Source organism: Haloarcula regularis, assembly GCF_029338315.1.
GTDB lineage: Archaea > Halobacteriota > Halobacteria > Halobacteriales > Haloarculaceae > Haloarcula > Haloarcula regularis.
On sequence record NZ_CP119794.1, the window covers coordinates 2,257,094 to 2,277,950 of the forward strand.

15 protein-coding genes, 2 tRNA genes and 1 pseudogene are annotated in these 20,857 nt (G+C 65.4%); 13 read left to right on the plus strand and 5 right to left on the minus strand.

Annotated features, from left to right (window positions below; all coding sequences use genetic code 11):
• Nucleotides 1-109 precede the first annotated feature (109 nt).
• The gene (locus tag P1N55_RS12160) at nucleotides 110-1,102 is read right to left on the minus strand and encodes a mannose-1-phosphate guanylyltransferase (protein WP_276275844.1); all 993 of its coding nucleotides are present in this window, start codon (nucleotides 1,100-1,102) and stop codon (nucleotides 110-112) included.
• Nucleotides 1,103-1,144: 42 nt separating this feature from the next.
• Nucleotides 1,145-1,429 carry a DUF7091 family protein gene (locus P1N55_RS12165; protein ID WP_276275845.1) on the minus strand — a complete coding sequence of 95 codons (285 nt, stop codon included), beginning with the start codon at nucleotides 1,427-1,429 and terminating at the stop codon, nucleotides 1,145-1,147.
• 186 nt (nucleotides 1,430-1,615) lie between these two features.
• Between P1N55_RS12165 and P1N55_RS12170 the strand changes: the two genes are divergently transcribed.
• Nucleotides 1,616-2,557 (plus strand): replication factor A, encoded by a 942-nt coding sequence (locus tag P1N55_RS12170; protein WP_276275846.1) that lies wholly within the window; start codon nucleotides 1,616-1,618, stop codon nucleotides 2,555-2,557.
• Nucleotide 2,558: 1 nt separating this feature from the next.
• The gene (locus tag P1N55_RS12175; RefSeq protein ID WP_276275847.1) at nucleotides 2,559-3,164 is read left to right on the plus strand and encodes an RPA family protein; all 606 of its coding nucleotides are present in this window, start codon (nucleotides 2,559-2,561) and stop codon (nucleotides 3,162-3,164) included.
• Here the strand turns inward: P1N55_RS12175 and P1N55_RS12180 are convergent.
• Nucleotides 3,161-3,577: a VOC family protein gene (locus tag P1N55_RS12180; RefSeq protein WP_276275848.1), complete on the minus strand. Its 417-nt coding sequence runs from the start codon at nucleotides 3,575-3,577 to the stop codon at nucleotides 3,161-3,163. The genes P1N55_RS12175 and P1N55_RS12180 overlap by 4 nt on opposite strands.
• Nucleotides 3,578-3,721: 144 nt before the next feature.
• Between P1N55_RS12180 and P1N55_RS12185 the strand changes: the two genes are divergently transcribed.
• Complete coding sequence (locus tag P1N55_RS12185) at nucleotides 3,722-4,132, plus strand: CopG family transcriptional regulator (RefSeq protein ID WP_276278722.1); 411 nt, start codon at nucleotides 3,722-3,724, stop codon at nucleotides 4,130-4,132.
• 97 nt (nucleotides 4,133-4,229) lie between these two features.
• Entirely contained in the window at nucleotides 4,230-4,406 is a 177-nt protein-coding gene (locus P1N55_RS12190) for a hypothetical protein (protein WP_276275849.1), read from the plus strand.
• A 39-nt stretch (nucleotides 4,407-4,445) separates the two neighbouring features.
• Here P1N55_RS12190 and P1N55_RS12195 read toward each other — a convergent pair whose 3' ends face one another.
• Nucleotides 4,446-4,898, minus strand: coding sequence for a DUF5814 domain-containing protein (locus P1N55_RS12195; RefSeq protein WP_276275850.1), 453 nt, complete (start codon nucleotides 4,896-4,898; stop codon nucleotides 4,446-4,448).
• Nucleotides 4,899-5,006: 108 nt separating this feature from the next.
• Between P1N55_RS12195 and P1N55_RS12200 the strand changes: the two genes are divergently transcribed.
• Nucleotides 5,007-5,077, plus strand: a tRNA-His gene (locus P1N55_RS12200).
• 105 nt (nucleotides 5,078-5,182) lie between these two features.
• Complete coding sequence (locus P1N55_RS12205) at nucleotides 5,183-6,025, plus strand: HNH endonuclease (RefSeq protein WP_276275851.1); 843 nt, start codon at nucleotides 5,183-5,185, stop codon at nucleotides 6,023-6,025.
• A 4-nt stretch (nucleotides 6,026-6,029) separates the two neighbouring features.
• Here P1N55_RS12205 and P1N55_RS12210 read toward each other — a convergent pair whose 3' ends face one another.
• Nucleotides 6,030-7,223: a site-2 protease family protein gene (locus P1N55_RS12210; protein WP_276275852.1), complete on the minus strand. Its 1,194-nt coding sequence runs from the start codon at nucleotides 7,221-7,223 to the stop codon at nucleotides 6,030-6,032.
• An 82-nt stretch (nucleotides 7,224-7,305) separates the two neighbouring features.
• Here P1N55_RS12210 and P1N55_RS12215 point away from each other — a divergent pair, with 82 nt between their 5' ends.
• The 7 genes and pseudogenes from P1N55_RS12215 (at nucleotide 7,306) to P1N55_RS12250 (ending at nucleotide 20,803) form a co-directional block, all read left to right on the plus strand.
• On the plus strand, nucleotides 7,306-9,351 hold the full coding sequence (locus tag P1N55_RS12215) for a DEAD/DEAH box helicase (protein WP_276275853.1): 2,046 nt from the start codon (nucleotides 7,306-7,308) through the stop codon (nucleotides 9,349-9,351).
• A 62-nt stretch (nucleotides 9,352-9,413) separates the two neighbouring features.
• Complete coding sequence (locus P1N55_RS12220; RefSeq protein ID WP_276275854.1) at nucleotides 9,414-10,847, plus strand: hypothetical protein; 1,434 nt, start codon at nucleotides 9,414-9,416, stop codon at nucleotides 10,845-10,847.
• Nucleotides 10,848-10,931: 84 nt separating this feature from the next.
• Complete coding sequence (locus tag P1N55_RS12225; protein WP_276278723.1) at nucleotides 10,932-12,791, plus strand: SLC13 family permease; 1,860 nt, start codon at nucleotides 10,932-10,934, stop codon at nucleotides 12,789-12,791.
• A gap of 56 nt (nucleotides 12,792-12,847) precedes the next feature.
• Nucleotides 12,848-12,918 (plus strand) — tRNA-Pro (locus P1N55_RS12230).
• A 527-nt stretch (nucleotides 12,919-13,445) separates the two neighbouring features.
• On the plus strand, nucleotides 13,446-14,576 hold the full coding sequence (locus tag P1N55_RS12235) for a type IV pilin N-terminal domain-containing protein (RefSeq protein WP_276275855.1): 1,131 nt from the start codon (nucleotides 13,446-13,448) through the stop codon (nucleotides 14,574-14,576).
• Nucleotides 14,577-14,928: 352 nt separating this feature from the next.
• Nucleotides 14,929-20,531, plus strand: a pseudogene (locus P1N55_RS12245) (LAGLIDADG family homing endonuclease).
• Nucleotides 20,531-20,803, plus strand: a complete 273-nt coding sequence (locus P1N55_RS12250; RefSeq protein WP_276275856.1) for a DUF7854 family protein — start codon at nucleotides 20,531-20,533, stop codon at nucleotides 20,801-20,803. Before P1N55_RS12245 ends, P1N55_RS12250 begins: the two are co-directional and overlap by 1 nt.
• Nucleotides 20,804-20,857 lie beyond the last annotated feature (54 nt).

A 20,857-nucleotide genomic window follows, 5' to 3' on the forward strand; every position in this document is an offset into this window, starting at 1 on the left:
AGTCGTCATAACCGAAGTGCGTTGGCAGAATAGTAATACTTTTTCGTTGAAATTTCGCGGCCCACGCGCTCCGGATGCAGCATTCACTCGGTGAATCTCTCGATTGCCGTTAGAATTTTCCACTCGCTCGCAGCTCGCTCACCACTTCGCGGACCCGCTGGGCCTGCCCCTTCGGGACGACGAGCGTCCGGTCGTCGAACGACGCGACGACGAGGTCCGAGACGCCGACGACGCTCACGTGGCCGTCCGAGGCCAGCACGTTCCCCTCGCTGTCGATGCTCACGTGGTCGCCGAGGACGGCGTTGCCCTCGGCGTGGTCCAGCACCCGTTCCAGCGCGTCCCACGACCCCAGATCGTCCCACTCGACGTCGGCGGGGACGACGGAGACGTTCTCGGCCCGTTCGAGGACGGCGTAGTCGACGCTCACGGGGTCGACCGCATCGAAGGCGTCGGCCGGATTTTCGTCGAGGCGGTCGACCAGTGGCTCCAGTGGGGTCCCCTCGGTCGCGGCGAGGAAGGCCTCGGGCGTCCACGCGAACATGCCGGCGTTCCAGTAGAAGCCCGCCTCGACGTACTCGGCCGCCGTCTCCCGGTCGGGTTTCTCGTGGAACGCGTCGACGTGCTGGTAGCCGTCTTCGGTCCGCCCGGGCTTGATGTAGCCGTAACCGGTCGCCGGTCTGTCCGGTTCGATACCGAGTGTCACGAGCCCCCCTGTTTCCACTGCAACGCCGGTGGCCCGCCGGGCGACGTCCTCGAAGTCGCCCTCGATGTGGTGGTCGCTGGGCAGGCACAGGAGCACGCACTCGCCGACCTGTTCGCGGATCGTGTGGGCGGCGTAGGCCAGCGCCGGGCCGGTGTCTTTGGGCTCTGGTTCGGTCAGCACCGCTGCCCCGGGGGCGCGGTCGCGCACGCCGTCGACGTAGTCCTCGCGGGTGAGCACGTACGTCTCGTCGGCGAACCCGGCGCGGTCGACCGTCTCGGCCAGCAGCGACCGCTCGCGGCCGAACGACTGGAACTGCTTGGGGCGGTCCGACCGGCTCGCGGGGTAGAGTCGCGTCCCCGTGCCACCGGCCAGAATCAGCGCGACGAGTGGTCTGTCCATGGCCACCTCTTGCCCGCCGGGGGGTTCAAAGGTATGGGTCGGTCAGAACGTCTCGACGGTGCCGGCCCGGATGTCCTCCAGACAGCCCTGACAGTCGGGATGGTCGGCGTCGTAACAGACCGGACGCAGCTGCTCGTCGAGCGCGGCGGCGCGCCGTTCGGCGTAGCGCCGGCAGACGATGCGGGCCCGCCCCTCGTCGTCGGAGGGCAACCCCGCCAGCGCCGCCCGCTTGCCGTTGCTGTAGGCGCGTTTGGCGTCGGAGAGCTGCCGGCCGGCGGACCGGAGCCCGTTCCGGACGAACCGCCCGAGCCGGTCGTCGTCGCCCATGTCCCGACGTAGCGGGTGACGGCAAATCAATCTTCTCGCGCGAGGGCCACGCTGGGGCCCGACGACCCGTGTGTGACTGCCGTCGGACTGCTTCACTTTCGCCGTGCTAGACGAGCGTTTATACGGGAAGCCGACCAACGGACTAGTGTCTCCCGACGAAAACCAAGGTGGAGACAGTGAACGCCAATGACAGAGTCAGATTTGCGTACCGACGCAGTAGAGATACACGAGCAGTTTTCGGACCAGCTCGACATCGAGGTGGAGGACGTCGTTTCGCGCCTCGAGACGCTGGTCGACGACTACCAGGTCCCGCTGACCGAGGCCCGCCGGAGCGTCGTCAACACGTACTTAGACGAGGCCGGCATGGACCGCGAGCAGCTGGGCGGTGGCGGCGGTGGCAACGACCAGGTCCAGGTGTCGGACGTCGACGCCCCCGAGGAGTGGGTCGATATGCGTGTCACCGTCGTCGAACTGTGGGAACCGCGCGCCGACGCCGTCGCACAGGTCGGCCTGCTGGGCGACGAGACGGGCACCATCAAGTTCACCAAGTGGTCGAAGTCCGACCTCCCCGAACTCGAGGAGGGCACCTCCTACGCCCTGCGCAACGTCGTCACCGACGAGTACCAGGGCCAGTTCTCGGTGAAGCTCAACCGGACGACGGTCATCGAGGAGCTCGACGAAGAGATAGAGGTCGGCGACGACAGCGTCGAGGTCGAGGGCGCGCTGGTGGACATCCAGTCGGGCTCGGGCCTCATCAAGCGCTGTCCCGAGGAGGACTGTACCCGCGTCCTCCAGAACGGCCGCTGTAGCGAACACGGCGAGGTCGAAGGCGAGTTCGACCTCCGCATCAAGGGCGTCTTAGACGACGGCGAGGAGGTCTCCGAGGTCATCTTCGACGAGGACGCCACGACGGAGCTCACCGGCATCACCCTCGAAGAGGGAAAGGAGATGGCGATGGACGCGCTCGACACCACCGTCGTCGCCGACGAGATGCGCCAGAAGATTCTGGGGCGCTACTACCGGGTCACCGGCCCGACGTTCCGCCGCTACGTGCTGGCGGACGACCAGGAGCGACTGACCGGGCCGGTCGATGCCGAACGCGCACTCATCAAAGCGAGGTCGATCTAAGATGTCGAGTACCCCCACCCGCGAAGTCGCCCGCCGCGTCTTCGCACGCGAGTTCAACGACGCGAGTTACACGTTCAAGGAATCAGACGACGACCGGGCGCCGGTGTACGTCCTGCTCCCGACCGGGCAGCGGGCCAACCGCGTGTTCGTCGTCGGCACGCTGACCGAGACCGAGGACGTCGGCGAGGACAGCGAGTACTGGCAGGGCCGTGTGGTCGACCCCAACGGCGACACGTTCTTCATGTACGCCGGGCAGTACCAGCCCGACGCCGCGTCGATGCTGCGGGACCTCGAACCGCCCGCCTACGTCGCCGTCGTCGGCAAGCCCCGGACCTACGAGACCGACGAGGGCGACGTGAACGTCTCGGTTCGCCCCGAGTCCATCTCGCAGGTCGACGAGGCGACCCGCGACCGCTGGGTCGTCGAGACGGCCGAACGGACCCTCGAGCGCGTCCAGCGGTTCACCGAGGCCGAGGAGGCCACCGCCGACGAGTACGTCTCGATGGCCCGCGAGGAGTACGGTGACGACGTCGACGCGTACCGCCGCGCCGCGGTCGGCGCCTTAGAGAGTCTGCAGGACGAGCAGGCCGAGGCCAGCGCGGACTAGGTCTCGAGGAGCTCGACGAGGTTCCCTTCGGGGTCGCGGACGAACACGATCGTCGTCCCGCTCTCGGTGGTCTGCGGGTCGCTGACCGTCTCGACGTCGTCGGGGAGCGCCTCGAAGACGGCGTCGAGGTCGTCGACCGACAGCCCCGGGTGCGTCGCCCCGGGCTGGTTGAGTTCGGGCCGCTCGCGGGCGTCCCCCTCGGGTTCGTACTCGACGAGCTCGAGTCGCGCGCCGCCGGCGTCGAGGTGTGCGAACTCGGCGCTCGCGTCCTCGACACCCACGCCGGTGGCGAACGCATCGCCGCCGACGGTAAAGCGCGTCAGTACCTCGAGGCCCAGCACGTCGCGGTAGAACTCGACGGCGCGGTCGAGGTCCGAGACGGTCAGGCCGAAGTGGTGTGCGGTCGCGTCCATACCCGGTCGACGGGCCCCGCCGGGTTAAACGACTTCGCTCCCGTCCGGTTTCTTTCACCGTCGCGACGAACGTGTCATCGTCTGACAAACGATTAAATACGAAGAGCGACGAATAGGAGCTAACCATGGGCAACAAACAAGACGATCTCCTTTCGCGTCAGCGAGGACAAGTTCGAGACGCTCCGCGAGATCGCCGAGGAGCGCGACATCTCGCTGTCGGCGGTGTTTCGCGACTACGTCGACACGCTCGTGGCCCACGACGGCCAGGTGAAAGTCGCGCCCGAACACGAACTCGAGGACGCCGCACAGGAGTCCAGCACGGAGAGTTTCCCGCCGAAAGTCGAGGTCCCCAAGAGCTTCATCCGGGAACACGAACGCCTCGAACTCGAGGCCGAACACCTCCGGGAACAGCTCGAAGAGCACAAACGCTACGTGACGAAACTCCGCCAGCAGCTCGACGAGATGGACCAGGACGAGGTCATCCACCTCGAGGACCTAGACGAGGGTGAAGAGGAAGACGCCTCCTACCGCATCGGCAGTTTCGACGACCGCTGAGCCCGCTCGCGCCGTCCCGGGACCGTTCTCCCCGCGTTCTCTCCCGCTCTCCCGCCGGCTCGAAGGCTTATCCCGCTCCGTGAGCTAATTGGGCACAATGAGTCTGTTCAACCGGCTCGGCAAGAAGGTCGAGGAGTTCAAACAGGAGGCCGAGTCCGCCTCGCGCGAGGAGGCGACACACTGGTGTCCGGCCTGCGAGGCGCGCTTCTACACCGCCCACGACGAGTGTCCCGAGTGCGGCCACGATACCGTCGAGCGAATCGACGCCGAGTGAGCCGATTTGCGCCGACCGACGCTCCGTCGAGCGGCCCCCTCAGACCAGCCGGTTTCGCCGTTCCTGGACGGTCTCGGCGACCTCGTGTCGCCCGTCGACGTCCGCCAGCGTCTCGATCGCCTCGAGCGTCCGGACCGAGTCGTCCAGGAAGGAGAGGACGTCGCCCGGATACGCGTACACCATGTAGTCGTCGCTCATCACGTCGACGATGGCGTCCGGCCCCAGTCCCTGCTCGCGCAGTTCCAGCAGATAGGTGACGAACTTCCGCTCGGGGCAGCCACAGTGTGGACTGGCCTCACAATCACAGTCTAAGAAGTCCTCCGCGAAGTCCAGCACCCGCTCGCGGGAGGCCTCGTCGAGCTTCGCCAGGCCCTCGCCCTGGAAGAGGACGTCCAGCGTCGCCCCCTTGAACGCCCCCTTCGGGAAGTTCGTCTCCAGCTGCGAGCGGAGCTGCTGGTGGTTCTTGACGTATATCTTGTCCGTGATGGCCACGCGTGGCGGGTCGTAAGCGACGACCGTGTAAAAGCGTCTCGAAGCCACCCCGGAGTCGTAACGTATTTCTGTGGCAGCGGGGTATCTTAGACTGCCTCAGCAGGCGCGTCCGGGTTGGGGTAGTGGTATCCTTCAGCCTTGTGGTGGCTGAGACGTGGGTTCAATTCCCGCACCCGGACTATAATTCTTCTGACACTTCTCGCCCAGCATCGGGCTCCGATTTCAGTTCCACTTTCACTCCGGTTGGACCGGATTTAGTTTCACGCCGGAACAACTGGATGAATATGCCTGACCACGAATGTCCGACCTGTGGAGCACCGTTCGATTCTCGGCGAGGACTCGGGGTACACCACAGCAAGGCACACGACGAGCGCCTCCCGAACCGAACGTGCGACGAATGCGGTACGGCCTTCTACTGTGAGTATTCCAAGCGGTACTGTTCGGATGACTGCCGCGAGACGGCCGTCTCGCAGACTGGTTCGGACAACCCGAACTTCCGGGGCGGCAAGCAGGAGACCGACTGCGACATCTGTGGGGCGTCGTTCGACTACTATCCTTCGGAGAAGGAGGGGCTCTACTGTCCGGAGTGCGTCGAAACCGCAGCGTGGCGCAACCCACCCGAACAGTCGGGGGCGGACCATCACTCGTGGCAGGGCGGCACCCTGACACTCTCGTGTGACGTCTGTGACGCTCGGGTCGAGCGATATCCGAGTCAGGTGACGGGCGAGGTCACCCTCTGTAGCCGCGAGTGCCACGCCGAGTGGCTCTCGGACGCGTTCACGGGCGAGGGCCACCCGAACTGGCGCGGCGGGGACGTCGGCGACTACGGGCCGGGCTGGCGCGAGGTCAGGGAGCGAGCGCTCGAACGGGACGACCACGCGTGTGTCCTCTGTGGCACCGACGCCGACGACCTCGGCCGGAATCCCGACGTCCATCACGTCGTTCCCGTGCGGCTCTTCGCCGAACTGCCGGTCCTGACGGTCCGGGACGCACACACCCTCGAGAACGTCGTCACGCTGTGTCCGGCCTGTCACCGGCGGGCGGAGTTCGGTTACGTCTCGCGGGCCGAGCTGTGCTGGCGGGCTGGCATCGATCGGGGGCCGGCCGTCCGGGCCAGTGTTGGCTAGCAGGTCAGGGTTCGGGCCGTATCGTCTGTGACTCGGACCCGCTCAGCGAGCCGTACTCGTTGCTGGACTTGATGATAGAGAGCGCGGTCATGATGTCCGAGCGGGTCAGCAGGCCCAGGAACTCGCCGTCGGCGTCGGTGACGAGCAGGCGGCCGACGGAGTTTGACTGGAGTTCGGTCAGCGCGTCCATCACGGGCAGGTCGGGCGCGACGGTGAGTATCTCGGTGGTCATCACGTCGCCGACGGTGTAGGCGTCGCGTTCGACCTCGCGGACGGCGCGGGCGTCCTCGAGTGCGACCAGGCCCACGACGTCGCCGTCCTTCTCGACTGGGTAGCCGGTGTGGCGCTCCTCGAACATCGTCCGGATGAGCTCGCGGATGGACATCGTGGGGCTGACCGAGGTGACGTGGTCGGCGGGCGTCATCACGTCCTGGACGGTGACGCCCTCGAAGGCCGCCCGCATCGACGTCTGTCGGGCCTCGCCGGCCGCCCCGATGTAGATGAAGAAGGCCAGGCCGGCCAGGAAGATGTTCCCGGCGACAAACAGGCCAAAGAGGCCCAGGAAGATGGCGAAGACCTTGCCCACCTCGGCGGCGATCTTGGTCGCCTGGGCGTAGGGTCGCCGGCGGGCCAGCAGCGCCCGGAGGACGCGGCCGCCGTCCATCGGAAAGCCCGGGAGCATGTTGAAGATGGCCAGTGCGACGTTCATCAGCGCGAGGTACGCGAGGACGAACCGAAGGGCCTCGAGGACGACCGACTGCGTCCCCGGGATGACGACGAACGCCACGTAAGACAGGCCCCCCAGCACGACGCTGACGACGGGCCCCGCGATGGCGATGGCGAGCTCTTGCTTCCAGTCTTCGGGCATCTTGGTGAGCTGGGCGATGCCGCCAAAGAGCCAGAGCGTGATGGAGTCGATGGGGTAGCCATACCGGATCGCGACCAGCGAGTGGCCCAGTTCGTGGAGGACGACGCCGGCGAACAGGCCGACGGCGGCGGTGACACCGAGCACCCACACGAGGTTGCCACTCGCCAGCATCGTCGGGTCGAGCCCGGCGGCGAGCACCTCGTTCAGGAACCCGGTCGTCTGCTCGACTTGCGTCCCGATGATCCAGGCGAACAGGGGTAACACCAGCAGGAAGGTGAGGTCGAGCTGGATGGGGATCCCGAACGCGCTCCCGATGCGGAACCGGCGCATACCTGATGTTGTCGGCCAGGCGACTTAAACGCGCTGTGGCGTGTCGAGTGACTGAAGTAGGTCGCCGGTCCTACCTTGGGGCGTGTCCCAGCAGGCTGCACAGGTCGATACCCTCTTTCTCCACGAGCGCGGCGAGGAGTTCCGGGTCGTCGGCCAGCGCGACGGGGGGCGCCTGTTCCAGGGCGTCTTAGAGCTCAAAGAGACCGGCACGGGGCCACGCCCGCGGCGGCTCCGCATCAAGGACGGCACGAGCGAAGACCTCCGGTCGCCCGACCAGTTCGTCGACATCGCGCGCCGTGCAGCCCGCATCCGCATCTCCGAACAGACCTCGCCCCGAGCGCGTGAGCGCGCCAGGGAGATGCTCGACGCCTACCAGCTCGAGGCGAAGGTCGTCCGGACCTGCCGGTTCTGTGCCGACGCCGGCCGGTACGCCCCGATAACGAGCGAGACGGCCATCGAGGCCGACGGCGAACAGATCTGTCCCGACTGCGCGAAAGAGGAACTGGACCGGGAACTGGCGTTCAACGGCGCGATAACCAGCGACGCCAGGGACCGCCTGGAGGAGTTGCTCCTCGAGGTCCAGGACCTAGAGCGCATCACGAACCTGCTGTCGGGCAACCTGGACCCCGACCTCACGAAGTTCGACGAGATATCCGCGACCGTCGACGACATCGATCTCGTGCCCACGGACTCGCTGTCGCTGCATCCGGGCATCCAGCAGCATTTAGAGTCGCGGTTCGACACGCTCCTGCCGGTCCAGAGTCTCGCGGTCGAACACGGCGCGACCGACGGGACAGACCAGCTCATCGTCTCGGCGACGGCGACGGGCAAGACGCTGGTCGGCGAGATGGCCGGCCTGGACCGCGTCTTGAACAACAAGGGCAAGATGCTGTTTCTCGTCCCCCTCGTCGCGCTGGCGAACCAGAAGTACGAGTCCTTCCGCGACCGCTACGGCGACATGGTCGACGTCTCCCTGCGCGTGGGCGCCAGTCGCATCTCCGACGATGGTGGCCGCTTCGACCCGGGGGCGGACGTCATCGTCGGTACCTACGAAGGTATCGACCACGCGCTCCGGACCGGCAAGGACCTCGGGACTATCGGAACGGTGGTCATCGACGAGGTCCACACGCTCGGCGAGGACGAGCGCGGTCACCGCCTCGACGGCCTCATCTCCCGGCTGAAACATTACTGTGAAACCGGCGGGTCGCCGGCCAGCGACGACACGCAGTGGATATACCTCTCGGCGACGGTCGGCAACCCCGGCCAGCTCGCCCGGAAACTGCGCGCGAACCTCGTGGAGTTCGAGGAACGCCCCATCCCCATCGAGCGCCACGTCACGTTCGCGGACGGGCGTGAGAAGATAGACACCGAGAATAAGCTCGTCAAGCGGGCCTTCGACACGAAATCGAGCAAGGGCTACCGCGGCCAGACCATCATCTTCACGAACTCCCGGCGGCGCTGTCACCAGATCTCCCGGAAACTGGAGTACAGCTCGGCACCGTACCACGCGGGGCTCGACAACCGCAAGCGCCAGCAGGTAGAGAGACGCTTCGCCGACCAGGACATCGCGGCGGTCGTCACCACCGCGGCGCTCGCCGCCGGCGTTGACTTCCCGGCCTCGCAGGTCGTCTTCGACTCGCTGGCGATGGGCATCGAGTGGCTCACCGTCCAGGAGTTCGAGCAGATGCTCGGCCGCGCCGGCCGACCCGACTACCACGACAAGGGGACCGTCTACCTGCTGGTCGAACCCGACTGCTCCTATCACAACAGCATGGAGATGACCGAGGACGAGGTGGCGTTCAAGCTCCTGAAAGGCGAGATGGAACCGGTGGTAACCCGGTACGACGAGAGCGCGGCCGTCGAGGAGACGCTGGCGAACGTCACCGTCGCCGGCAAGAAGGCCAAGGCGCTCAACGACCGGATGGTCGGCGAGGTGCCGACGAAACACGCGCTGGGCAAGCTGCTGGAGTACGAGTTCATCGACGGCCTCGAACCGACGCCGCTTGGTCGTGCGGTCACCCGGCACTTCCTCGCGCCCGACGAGGCGTTCCAGCTGCTCGACGGCATCCGCAAGGGGCTGGACCCCTACGACATCGTCGCCGGGATGGAGCTGCGCGACGAGCACTGAACCTCCCGCTTCGCTGACGGGACGGCCGTACCTTCTTGTAGGGCCGTCTCCTTCCGGATTCCATGGGGCTGTTCGACAGTATCAGGAACGCCGTCGGCGGGTCGGCCGACGACGCCGGGGACGACGCGTCGTCGCTGCGGGACAGCACCACGCTCGACCCGACGGACTTCCGTACGCGGGCCGAGTCGGTCGCTGACGCCGACGGTCTCGACTTCTCGCGCGGGTCGCTCGCCCACCTCGACAGCCACGTGGCGTCGCTGTCCGACCCCGAGACGGCCGACGACGCGGCGGCCCCGACGACGTACGCGGACCCGGCCCTGCGGTACGGGAGCTACCTCGGCGAGGTGCTCGTCCGCGCGTACGACGGTGCCTGGACGCGCGACGAGGGCTGGGGGGTCACCGTCGCCGGCCCCGACGACGAGGTGACCGTCGCCGTCTTCGACATCGCCGCCCGCTCGCTCGACGGCGACCCCGTGTTCGCGGCCATCGTCGAGCGTCTCGAGGCGGAGCTCGCGCTCGGGGCCGACGCGAACGCGGACGGCCTGTCCACGGCACCCGAACCCGAGGCGGGTCCCGAGGAGGGGGCGAGTGACCCGGCGGCCGCCCCGAAATCGGGCGCCCAGACGGCCACCGAGGACGACGCGACCAGTGGCGACGGTGCGGCCCCGGACGTCTCCGCCGGGGCGTCGATACCCGACGCGAGCCCAGCGGCGGACGACACAGCAGCCGGTAGTTCGGACGGGGGCGACACGACAGCCGACGGTGTCGCGGCCGACGATGCCACGGTAGCGGCGGCGGGAGAGACGGCCGGCGATGTCACAGCCGAGGCTGACACGGAACCCGTCACCCCCGACCCGGAGACGGACCAGCAGTCCGACGAGCCGGCGACCGCCTTCATCGCCGAGGCCGAGGCCGAGTCCGAGGCCGCCGGGGCAGGGGACGACGTGGCCGTCGAGACGCCCGACGCTTCGGACACCTCCGCCCCCTCGGGTGGCGGCATCGACCTCGGGAGCGACGCCCCGGCCGCGGAGCCGGCCGGGCCCGCGGACGCGCCGGACGCCGACCCGACCGCGGGCGACGGCCTGCGGGCCGAGTACGCCGATACGGCCCAGGAGTTCGCCGCGTTCTGGAGCGAGCACGACCTGGACTTCGACCCCGACTCGCTGTCCCGACTCGACGCGCTCGTCGACGGCGAGTGGGACGCCGGCCGGTTCCGGGACGCCACGTTCGGCGCCGAGGCGGACTTCGACGACCGGGCGTTCACGAGTCTCGTCACCGAGCTCGGGAGTTACTTCGGCGAGGTGCTGGTGCGTACGGTCGACGGCGAGTGGACCGAGGCGACCGATCACGGGGCGGCTGTCGTCGTCGCCACCGACACCGACCCGCTGGCGGTGCCCGTGTTCACGGTCGCCGAGAACTCGCTCCGGCAGACCGCGGTCTTCGAGCGGAGCTACGAGGCGCTGCTCGAGGACATCGGCCGGGGCGACGTCGCGTAGCCCCCGTCCCGCTCCCGTACCCGTATCCTTTTGCTACTGGCATCGCTCGTACCCGACGTGGTACTTGGACCCGTCACACCGGGCATGGCGTTCGTGTTCGTCGTCATTCTGGCCGCGCTGGCGCTGTTCGCGACGGAGGCGCTGCCGGTCGACGTGACCGCTATCGCCGTCATGGTCACGCTGATGCTGGTCGAACCGGTGACCGCGGTCGCCGCCGATGCCGGCCTGTTGACCGGCCCGATATACGTCCTTCACCGGCCCGGTGACGGCGTCTCGCCGCTCGCACGCGGCCTCTCCGGGTTCGCGTCGACGGCGACGATAACCGTCCTCGCGATGTTCATCCTCTCCGACGGCGTCCAGCGGACCGGCATCGTTCAGATGCTCGGGCACCGCCTGGCGACCCTGACCGGCGAGAACGAGTCCCGGCAGCTGGGCGCGACCGTCGGCCTCGTCGCGCCCATCTCCGGATTCATCAACAACACCGCCGCGGTCGCCATCCTCCTGCCGATGGTGACCGACATCGCCCACAACGGCAAGGTGTCGCCGTCGAAACTCCTCTTGCCGCTCTCGTATGCCTCGATGTTCGGCGGGATGCTGACCCTCATCGGCACCTCGACGAACATCCTTGCCTCCCAGATCTCGGCGGAGCTGCTCGACCACCCCTTCGGGATGTTCGAGTTCACCCAGCTGGGCGCCGTCGTCACCGTCGTCGGCGTCGTCTACCTGCTGACCGTCGGGCGCTACCTGGTGCCCGGCCGCATCGACGTCCAGGACGACCTCACGGCCGAGTTCGAGATGGGCGAGTACCTCACCGAGGTGGTCGTCCGCGAGGACTCCCCGCTCGTCGGCGAGACGGTCCAGGAGGCCCTGGCCGAGACGGAGTTCGACGTCGACGTCATCCAGCTGGTCCGTGGCGGGCGGACGTTCCTCGAACCGCTCGGCCCCAAGGGAATCCAGGCCGGCGACGTCTTCGCTGTCCGGACCGACCGGGACACCCTGGTCGAACTGCTTGACGCCGAGGGCCTGGACCTCATCCCCGAGGTACAGGTCGACGACGAGGAGTTAGAGAGTGCGAGCGAGCGCCAGAACCTCGTCGAGGTGGTCGTCGCGCCGGGCTCGTCGCTCATCGGGCAGACGCTGGTCACCTCGAACTTCCGCCAGCGCTACGACGCGACGGTGCTGGCCCTGCGCCACGGCGAGGAACTGTACCGCCGCCGGATGGACCGGGTCCGCCTGCGCATCGGCGACACGCTGCTCGTCCAGGCCACGCCCGAGAGCATCGACCGTCTCAACGTCAACCGCGACTTCATCGTCGCCCAGGAGGTCGAACGCCCCGACTTCCGCCGCGAGAAGATCCCCGTCGCCGTCGGCATCGTCGCCGCCGTCGTCGGCGTCGCCGCCCTCACGCCCATCCACATTGTCGTCTCCGCGCTCGCCGGTGCCGTGGCGATGGTCGTCACGCGCTGTCTCGAACCCCAGGAACTGTACGACGCCGTCCAGTGGGACGTCATCTTCCTGCTCGCGGGCGTCATCCCGCTTGGCGTCGCGCTCCAGGAGACCGGCGGGGCGGACCTGCTCGCGGACCTGTTCGTCCTCGCGGCGCCCGGCCTCCCGGCTATCGTCGCACTGGGTCTGATGTACGTCGTCACCGCGCTGCTGACCAACGTCATCTCGAACAACGCCTCCGTGGTGTTGATGATCCCCGTCGCCGTCGAGGCCGCCCAGCAACTCGGTGCCAACGCCTTCGCGTTCGTCCTCGCCGTGACCTTCGCCGCCTCGACGGCGTTCATGACGCCCGTCGGCTACCAGACGAACCTGCTGGTCTACGGTCCCGGCGGCTACCGCTTCACCGACTATCTGAAGGTCGGCGCGCCGCTCCAGGCTCTCTTCGCCGTCGTCACGACCCTCGGCATCGCCTTCTTCTGGGGCCTCGCGCCCACGTGACACGGGCGGCCCCGCAACGAAACCCTTTACTCCGTGACCATGGGATACTGAGATGCGGGACCGTGGGTTAGTGGTATACTCCGGGCCTTGGGTGCCCGTGACCCCGGTTCGAATCCGGGCGGTCCCACGTTCTTCCGAGACCCAGCGGGGACCTCCGTGTCCGAGCGACGCGTCTCGGTACTCCTGGGACGACCGCGGATTCGAACCCTGGCAGTCGCAGCGCGAACGGAGTGAGCGACCGTCTGCCTCCGGTTCGAATCCGGGCGGTCCCACTACCACTTTACTTCGTCGCCTTTCCTCGCGCGCTCGGTGAGCGCGCTGTGGGAAGGCTCCTCGCAAAAACGTGGGGAAAAAGGCGGAATCGCCGCTCTGCGGCGATTCCGTGAAACTGCTCGCTTCGCTCGCGGTACAGTTGCTCGGTTGGGTGGCGGTCAGAATCGTCCGTCATATCTCTCGGCCATATATTGAGGCTACCGTACAGCAATTCTCCTGTGACTGTCGTCACTTCGGGAATTGATCAGTATCGACGGTATACTACTGATTTGAAACAAGCGCCCACGTGTTGAACTGAATCTCCCATCTGAACGCTCTATAGCACCCCACGTAACGCTGATTATCATCGATAGATTGAATAGTAAATAAAATAGTTCTGCTGTGTACGTGACGGTGGATAATATACTAGGGGCCGACGACGCCGTCTCGTCGGTTATCTCGGTCGTCCTGATGGTGGCTATCGTGGTGATATTGGGGGCCGTCGTATCGGTGTTCGCGCTTGGCATCGGAGAGAGCGTCGATAGTACTGTACCGAGTGCGAATTTCGAGTTCGAGTACGAATCGAGTGGCGGCGAGGTAACCGTCACACACAGCAACGGAGACTCACTCAGTGGGTCACAGGTCCGGTTCGCGGGAGCCGCGACCGAACAGACGTCGTTCGGCGGTACCGATTGGGGAACAGGCGAAATAAGTGCGGGTGACTCCGCCACCGTGAAGGTCGATAGAGGTGAGACCCTGCGGGTCGTCTGGCAGGCCGACGACGGCAGCGGGCAGACCGCCACGCTCGGTGAGTACGAGGTGCCAGACGAGGGACTGATCCACTCGATTTCGGGTATAATCACTGGTGGCGATATTCAACCCGATGGCAATGGACTCACTGTCGATGTCAGTAGCGATATCGAACAACTCCAAGGCGGCAGCGCCGAGGCCAGGATATTTACGGACGGCACCTTGTACACGACGACGACTATCAGTGGATCGGGAGAACAGACGCTTCTCTCCAGCTCCCAAACCTTGTATAACACCGACTACGAGGTGCGTGCCTACGAGACGAGCAACTACAACAACGAAGTCGGTAGGTTTGGCCCCGACAAAGAGCCCTCCAGTGCCACGATTGGCGGGATAACGGGGGATATCAACGGCGGCCCCTGGATGAACTCGGATGGAAAAGTATCTGTATCGCTATCGAGCATCAAATCCAATGATAATGGTGTTGGTGATGATGGTGGGGACGTTTATGTTGTGGTGGACGATGATGATGATTTAGATCAAGGCGGAGCTGAGGGCGACGCAGGTGAGGCCAAAGGATACGTCTCAGAGACTGACACTTACGTTAGCTTCACTTTTAGTGGCGGCGATAGCGATCAAGCTAACGACCATATTTACTCCGATGAAACAATGACTGTTAAGATCTATGACAATGAATCCCATTATGATAACAATCCCGGCTCTCCGCTGGATACCGGTACGAAAAAGGCTGATGAGGGGGGGGCAGACTTTACAAGGCCGTAGCTGAGAGCAGTCACACATCAGTTGAATCGGAGAAGGCATCGAAGTGTGTTAATTCTCTCAGCTTTGCACGTTGAAGTAGGAGCATGACGTAGGCGCCAGCAGGAACAGTTGATGCCGATTACGGACTTCTCCGACGCTAACGTGCAAAGCTGAGTCAATAAAGCACCACCACTCAGTCTACGACTGCGACCTCTGAAATCTGATCCAATGACCGAGGACCGCTACGAGCAACCCACCCCATCGTTTCACGGTCGATCAGGCCGCAGTCCCCGAGTTCGACTGGAGCGAGATCCACTTTCGCCCCGGCTTGCGAACCTTCTTAGGCTATCGGGCACAACCACTGTCCACTCAGATGGCGACCGCCGAGAACACCGAACTCATCGACCGCTTCGAGGAGTTCTACCGCGATTACTACCGCAACGAGATCGGTGAGCTCGCACAGAAGTACCCCAACGACCAGAAGTCCCTGTACATCGACTGGCAGGACCTCTACCGGTTCGACCCGGACCTGGCCGACGACTACCGCACCAAACCGCAGCAACTCCAGGAGTACGCCGAGGAGGCCCTGCGCCTGTACGACCTCCCGGTCGACGTCTCGCTCGGGCAGGCCCACGTCCGCGTCCGCAACCTCCCGAGTCCGAGGACATCCGGGAGATCCGCCACCAGCACCACGGCAACCTCATCAGCGTCCAGGGCATCGTCCGCAAGGCGACGGACGTTCGGCCGAAAGTGCTCACGGCCGCCTTCGAGTGCCAGCGCTGTGGCACCCTCACCCGCATCCCCCAGGCCGCCGGCGACTTCCAGGAACCCCACGAGTGCCAGGGGTGCGAGCGCCAGGGCCCCTTCCGGCTCAACACCGACCAGTCGGAGTTCATCGACGCCCAGAAGATCCGCGTCCAGGAGTCTCCCGAGGGCCTCCGTGGCGGCGAGACGCCCCAGTCCATCGACGTCAACATCGAGGACGATATCACCGGAAACGTTACCGCGGGCGATCACGTCCGCGTGACCGGCGTCCTCAAGCTCGACCAGCAGGGCAACGACCGCGAGAAGTCCCCGATGTTCGACATCTACATGGACGGCGTCAGCGTCGAGATCGAGGACGAGCAGTTCGAGGAGATGGAGATCACCGAGGAGGACAAAAAGGAGATCGTCGAGCTCTCGAACGAACCCGACCTCTACGACAAGATGGTCGGGGCCATCGCACCCTCCATCTACGGCTACGAGAAAGAGAAGCTCGCGATGATGATCCAGCTGTTCTCCGGCGTGACCAAGAGCCTCCCCGACGGCTCGCGCATCCGCGGTGACCTGCACATGCTACTGATAGGTGACCCTGGCACGGGTAAGTGCCAAAAATTTGACAGCAAGGTGGCGCTTGCGGACGGTACAGAGCGTCAGATCGGAGATCTTGTAGAGTCCCGTCTGGATGCCCCTACCAGCATTGACGACGGAGTGTATCAGCAGACAGATTTCGAAGTACAGACCGTCGATGACGACGGCTCGATTACTACCGGCACAGCAACGAAAGTCTGGAAGCGCGAAGCGCCGGAAACGCTGTACGAAATCAGAACGCAAAGCGGACGAGAAGTAACTGTCACACCGTCCCATCCCCTGTTCGTGCAGTCGGAGATGTCGCTTTCGGCGAGGCGAGCCGACCAACTATCTGAAGGTGACTTTCTCGCTGTTCCGGGCCAGCTACGTGGTGAGTGGGACAACACACTGGAGGTCCATCACCGGACCGTCGACCGCCATAATGCGAACTCACTGACTACTCCCGAGCAAGTGACACCGCCGCTCGCTCGGTTGATGGGATATGTTATCGCCGAAGGGCACATTAACGCGACCGAATCAAGCGGAGACGTCACGGTCACCAACGCGGACGAAGAGATAATTGAGGATGTCCTTGAGTGTGTCGAGTCACTGGGGCTGCGTGCGACGAGACGACCTCACCATACCAACGAAGACGTCGAACTCGCCTGTTGCTCGTCCGTCGAATTGATTGACTTCTTCCGGGAAATAGAACCGGCGATGCTGGAACCCTCTGCCGAACAGCGAGTGCCGGAGTGTTTGTTCCGTGCGACACCTGCGAACAAACGCGCGTTCCTCCGGGCGTATATCGACAGTGAGGGGACGGTATCGAAGAAAGAACGCGAGATCGCGGTCGGCTCGATGAGCCGCGAATTGCTCGAAGGGGTTCAGACACTCCTCCTCACATTCGGGATTACCAGTCATTTCGAATCCAGACAGGGGGGCAGCTATCGGCTCCGAATCAGCGGCACGGACTTCGTCACCTTCGTCGACCAGGTCGGCTTCGTGACAGAACGCAAATCGACCGCCTCCGCGTCGTTCTACGAGACGCCGCAGAATTCGAACACTGCTATCGTTCCAAATCTCTCGACTGATCTCAAACGAATCCGAGAATCGCTTGCACTGTCGCAGTTCGAGTGCGGTATCCCGCGAACGACGTATCAGCACTACGAGCGTGGAGACAGGAACCCCAGTCGTGACAGTTTGCTCGAGGTCGTCGCCACCTTCGAACAGCGACTCGAATGGCTCCGTGAGACGAAAGATCGGATCACAGGTGGAGAATGGACGGATATCGAGGACATTCGGGCACAGCTGAACCTCTCTCAGGACGACCTCGCAACAGCGATGGGAGTCGAACAGACGGCAGTCAGCTACTACGAACGAAACGACGCGATACCGGACGGAGGGTGTGTGGAGGATGCGAAGGAGGCGGTGATTCGAAGGATCGACCGCGGACTTTCGGTCACGACCGACGTCAAGCGACTCCGAACTATCGCAACTGCTGATGTTGCCTGGGACCGGATCGAGTCTATCGAGCCCGTCAAATCCGATGAGGAGTGGGTCTACGACCTCGAGGTCGAGGGAACGCACAGCTATCTCTCGAACGGCATCGTCTCGCACAACTCACAGATGCTATCCTACATCCGACAAATCGCCCCACGCTCCGTCTACACCTCGGGCAAGGGATCCTCGAGCGCAGGGCTCACCGCCGCGGCGGTCCGCGACGACTTCGGCGACGGCCAGCAGTGGACGCTGGAGGCTGGGGCACTCGTCCTGGCAGACCAGGGTATCGCTGCTGTCGACGAGCTCGACAAGATGCGGTGTGTCACCGGCGACACGCTCGTCCACCGGGCCGACGGCATCTCACGGATTCGGGACCTCGCACACGACGCCGCAGCGACGGGTACCGTCGAGGACCTCGCGAACGGGCGCACTATCCGCGAGTTCGGTGACCTGCGCGTGTGGACGATGACCGACGACGGACGGCTCGTCACCCGTCCCGTGACCGCTATCCACGAATACGACGCGCCAGACGAACTGACCCGCGTCACGCTCACGACGGGCGAGCGACTGACGGCGACGGCGGACCACCCGTTCTTCGTCCGAGCGGACGGCGAGCGACGCGAACGCCACGCGGCGGACCTCGAACACGGCGACTGGGTGTACGTGCCCAGGGACCTCAACGAGCCAGCCGCCGACGGCGGCGTCGCGGCCCTGCCCGACGGCGACTCACCGACACCACCCGACGGCGACGCCGTCTCGCCGGCCATGGCGTCCGTCCTCGGCTACCTCGCCGGCGACGGCAACGTCTATTACGACCGCGAGGAAGGCGTCTACGGTATCCGCTTTACCAACGCCGAGGCGGAACTGCTTGCCGATTTCGAGGGCGCCTGTCGGAGCGCCTTCGACGCCGAACCGGTTCGCCCGCCCAGCGAGCAGCGAGCGGACGGCGTCGAGACCGTTCGCCTCCCCGGCAAGCAGTACGCCGACACCGTCCTCGACGCGGGGATGAACCTGGAGACGTACGACGGCAAGCGGCTCCCCGGGTCTGTCACGGCGTCGTCCCGGACGGCCAAGGCGGCGTTCGTCCGGGCGCTCGCCGACAGCGAGGGGTCGGTCGACGAGCGCAACGTCCGACTCCACTCCTCGAGTTACGAACTCATGCTGGGGACGAAGCAACTGTTGCTGGAGTTGGGCGTGTCCTCGCAACTACAGACGCGCAAGCGGTCCGACAGACGAGACGTGTACACGTTGACGATTACCGACGCCGACTCGCTGGCGGCGTTCGACCGCCACGTCGGGTTCACGCTCGACCGGAAACAGCGGTCGCTCGACGACGTGCTCGAGACCGTCGCCGGGGACCGGACCGTCCTCGACGTGATTCCCGGGTGTGGCTCGGTGCTGGCCGACTGCCGTGCGTCACTCCGTCTTCACCAGTCCGAGTGTGGCCTCTCCGACGCGACCTACTGCAACTTCGAGAACGAGGACGCGAACGTTTCGCTCCGATGTGCTCGGACCGTCCTCGAACGGTTCGAGACCCGGCGCCACGAGGCGACTGTGGACCGCGAGCGCCTGGAAGGGGCCGACTGGGACCGGCTCGAATCGCTCCGGCAGCGCTATCACGTCTCGCAGGCCGAACTGGCGGCGGGAACCGCGTACAGCCAACAGCAGATCTCGAGCGGGTGGGGTGAGGATGCGGCCCTCCGCTCGACGGTCGAGTCACGACTCGACGCAATCCTCTCCGGGATCGCGTCGACCGACCTCGAACGGCTCCGCGACCGCGTCCACGGCGACGTGAAGTGGCGGCGCGTCGACAGCGTTGAGACGGTCCCGGCGACTGTCGACGACGACCGGATCCGACTCCTCCGCGAGGAACTGGCCGAACTGCTGAGCTGTCCGCCCGACGACGCCGTCGACGTCGCTCGACAGCGACTCGCCGAGGATCCGTCTCTCGACGACTGGGCGACACTCCGCTCACGACTCGACGAGTACGGCATCTCGGGGGCGGCGCTCGCCGCCGACGTCGGTGTCGACCAGTCGACCGTCTCCCGCTGGCTTCGCGGCGTCGTCGAGACGGATCGGTTCGACGAGGTACGGCGGGCCGCTCGTGACCGGATCGACGCGGTCCGCGACCAGCTCCGCTCGCGGCTCGACGAACTCGAATCCCGGCAGGCGCCGAGCGTCTACGACCTCACCGTCGCGGGGACGCACAACTTCGTCGCGAACGGGATGGTCGTCCACAACTCCGAGGACCGTTCGGCGATGCACCAGGCGCTCGAACAGCAGGAGATCAGCGTCTCGAAGGCCGGCATCAACGCCACGCTCAAGAGTCGCTGCTCGCTACTGGGCGCGGCCAATCCCAAGTACGGTCGGTTCGACCAGTACGAGCCCATCGGCGAGCAGATCGACCTGGAGCCGGCGCTCATCTCCCGGTTCGACCTCATCTTCACGGTCACCGACCAGCCCGACGAGGAGTCCGACCGGAACCTCGCCTCGCACATCATCCAGACGAACTACGCCGGCGAACTGCACACCCACCGCACCGAGAACGCCACCTCGAACTTCACCGAGGAGGAGGTCGAGACGGTCACCGAGGAGGTCGCGCCGACCATCGAGCCGGACTTGCTTCGCAAGTACATCGCCTACGCGAAGCGCAACTGCTTCCCGACGATGACCGAGGAGGCGAAAGAGCGCATCGAGGACTTCTACGTCGACCTCCGTCTGAAGGGGCAAGACGAGGACGCCCCGGTGCCGGTGACCGCCCGGAAGCTCGAGGCGCTGGTCAGGCTGGCCGAGGCCTCCGCCCGGATTCGTCTCTCCGACACCGTCGAGGAGGACGACGCCGAACGCGCGGTCGACATCGCGCTCTACTGTATGAAACAGATCGGCATCGACCCCGAGACCGGCGAGTTCGATGCCGACGTCGTCGAAACGGGCACCTCCAAGAGCCAGCGCGACCGCATCCAGAACCTGAAGGGTATCATCGCCGACATCGAGGACGAGTACGACGAGGGCGCGCCCATCGACATCGTCGTCGAGCGCGCCGAGGAGGTCGGCATCGATGAGTCCAAGGCCGAACACGAGATCGAGAAGCTCAAGCAGAAAGGCGAGGTCTACGAGCCCCGCACCGACCACCTCCGGACGACATAATGGACCGCATCTCCGCCCTGCGGAACGTCGAGGAGGCGCTCGCGGCCTTCGAGGACGGTGAGTGCTCGCTGTCCGACCTCGAACGCGACGTCAGGGGTATCCTCCGCACCTACGCCACCGACTTCGAGGGCGACCTCGAGGCCTACCGGGCGTCCGGCACCGGCGCTGCCGACGGCCTGGTCGTCTTGGCACCCTCCGAATCGGCCGCCTGCGAGCGGGTCCGCACCCTCGTCGACGACCCCGGGGAGTTCTCGGTCAGCCGGGTCGGGTGAGCCGCTGGGCGGGCGCTCGCCCGATATTATTCAGAAGAAAATAGTATAATTTTA

Bases quoted from the DNA above. Each gene is read 5' to 3' on its own strand.
- P1N55_RS12170 (WP_276275846.1), top strand. From the start codon at position 1,616: ATGACAGAGTCAGATTTGCGTACCGACGCAGTAGAGATACACGAGCAG.
- P1N55_RS12180 (WP_276275848.1), bottom strand. From the start codon at position 3,577: ATGGACGCGACCGCACACCACTTCGGCCTGACCGTCTCGGACCTCGAC.
- P1N55_RS12160 (WP_276275844.1), bottom strand. From the start codon at position 1,102: ATGGACAGACCACTCGTCGCGCTGATTCTGGCCGGTGGCACGGGGACG.
- P1N55_RS12250 (WP_276275856.1), top strand. From the start codon at position 20,531: ATGGACCGCATCTCCGCCCTGCGGAACGTCGAGGAGGCGCTCGCGGCC.
- P1N55_RS12225 (WP_276278723.1), top strand. From the start codon at position 10,932: ATGGCGTTCGTGTTCGTCGTCATTCTGGCCGCGCTGGCGCTGTTCGCG.
- P1N55_RS12220 (WP_276275854.1), top strand. From the start codon at position 9,414: ATGGGGCTGTTCGACAGTATCAGGAACGCCGTCGGCGGGTCGGCCGAC.
- P1N55_RS12210 (WP_276275852.1), bottom strand. From the start codon at position 7,223: ATGCGCCGGTTCCGCATCGGGAGCGCGTTCGGGATCCCCATCCAGCTC.
- P1N55_RS12165 (WP_276275845.1), bottom strand. From the start codon at position 1,429: ATGGGCGACGACGACCGGCTCGGGCGGTTCGTCCGGAACGGGCTCCGG.
- P1N55_RS12205 (WP_276275851.1), top strand. From the start codon at position 5,183: ATGCCTGACCACGAATGTCCGACCTGTGGAGCACCGTTCGATTCTCGG.
- P1N55_RS12175 (WP_276275847.1), top strand. From the start codon at position 2,559: ATGTCGAGTACCCCCACCCGCGAAGTCGCCCGCCGCGTCTTCGCACGC.
- P1N55_RS12190 (WP_276275849.1), top strand. From the start codon at position 4,230: ATGAGTCTGTTCAACCGGCTCGGCAAGAAGGTCGAGGAGTTCAAACAG.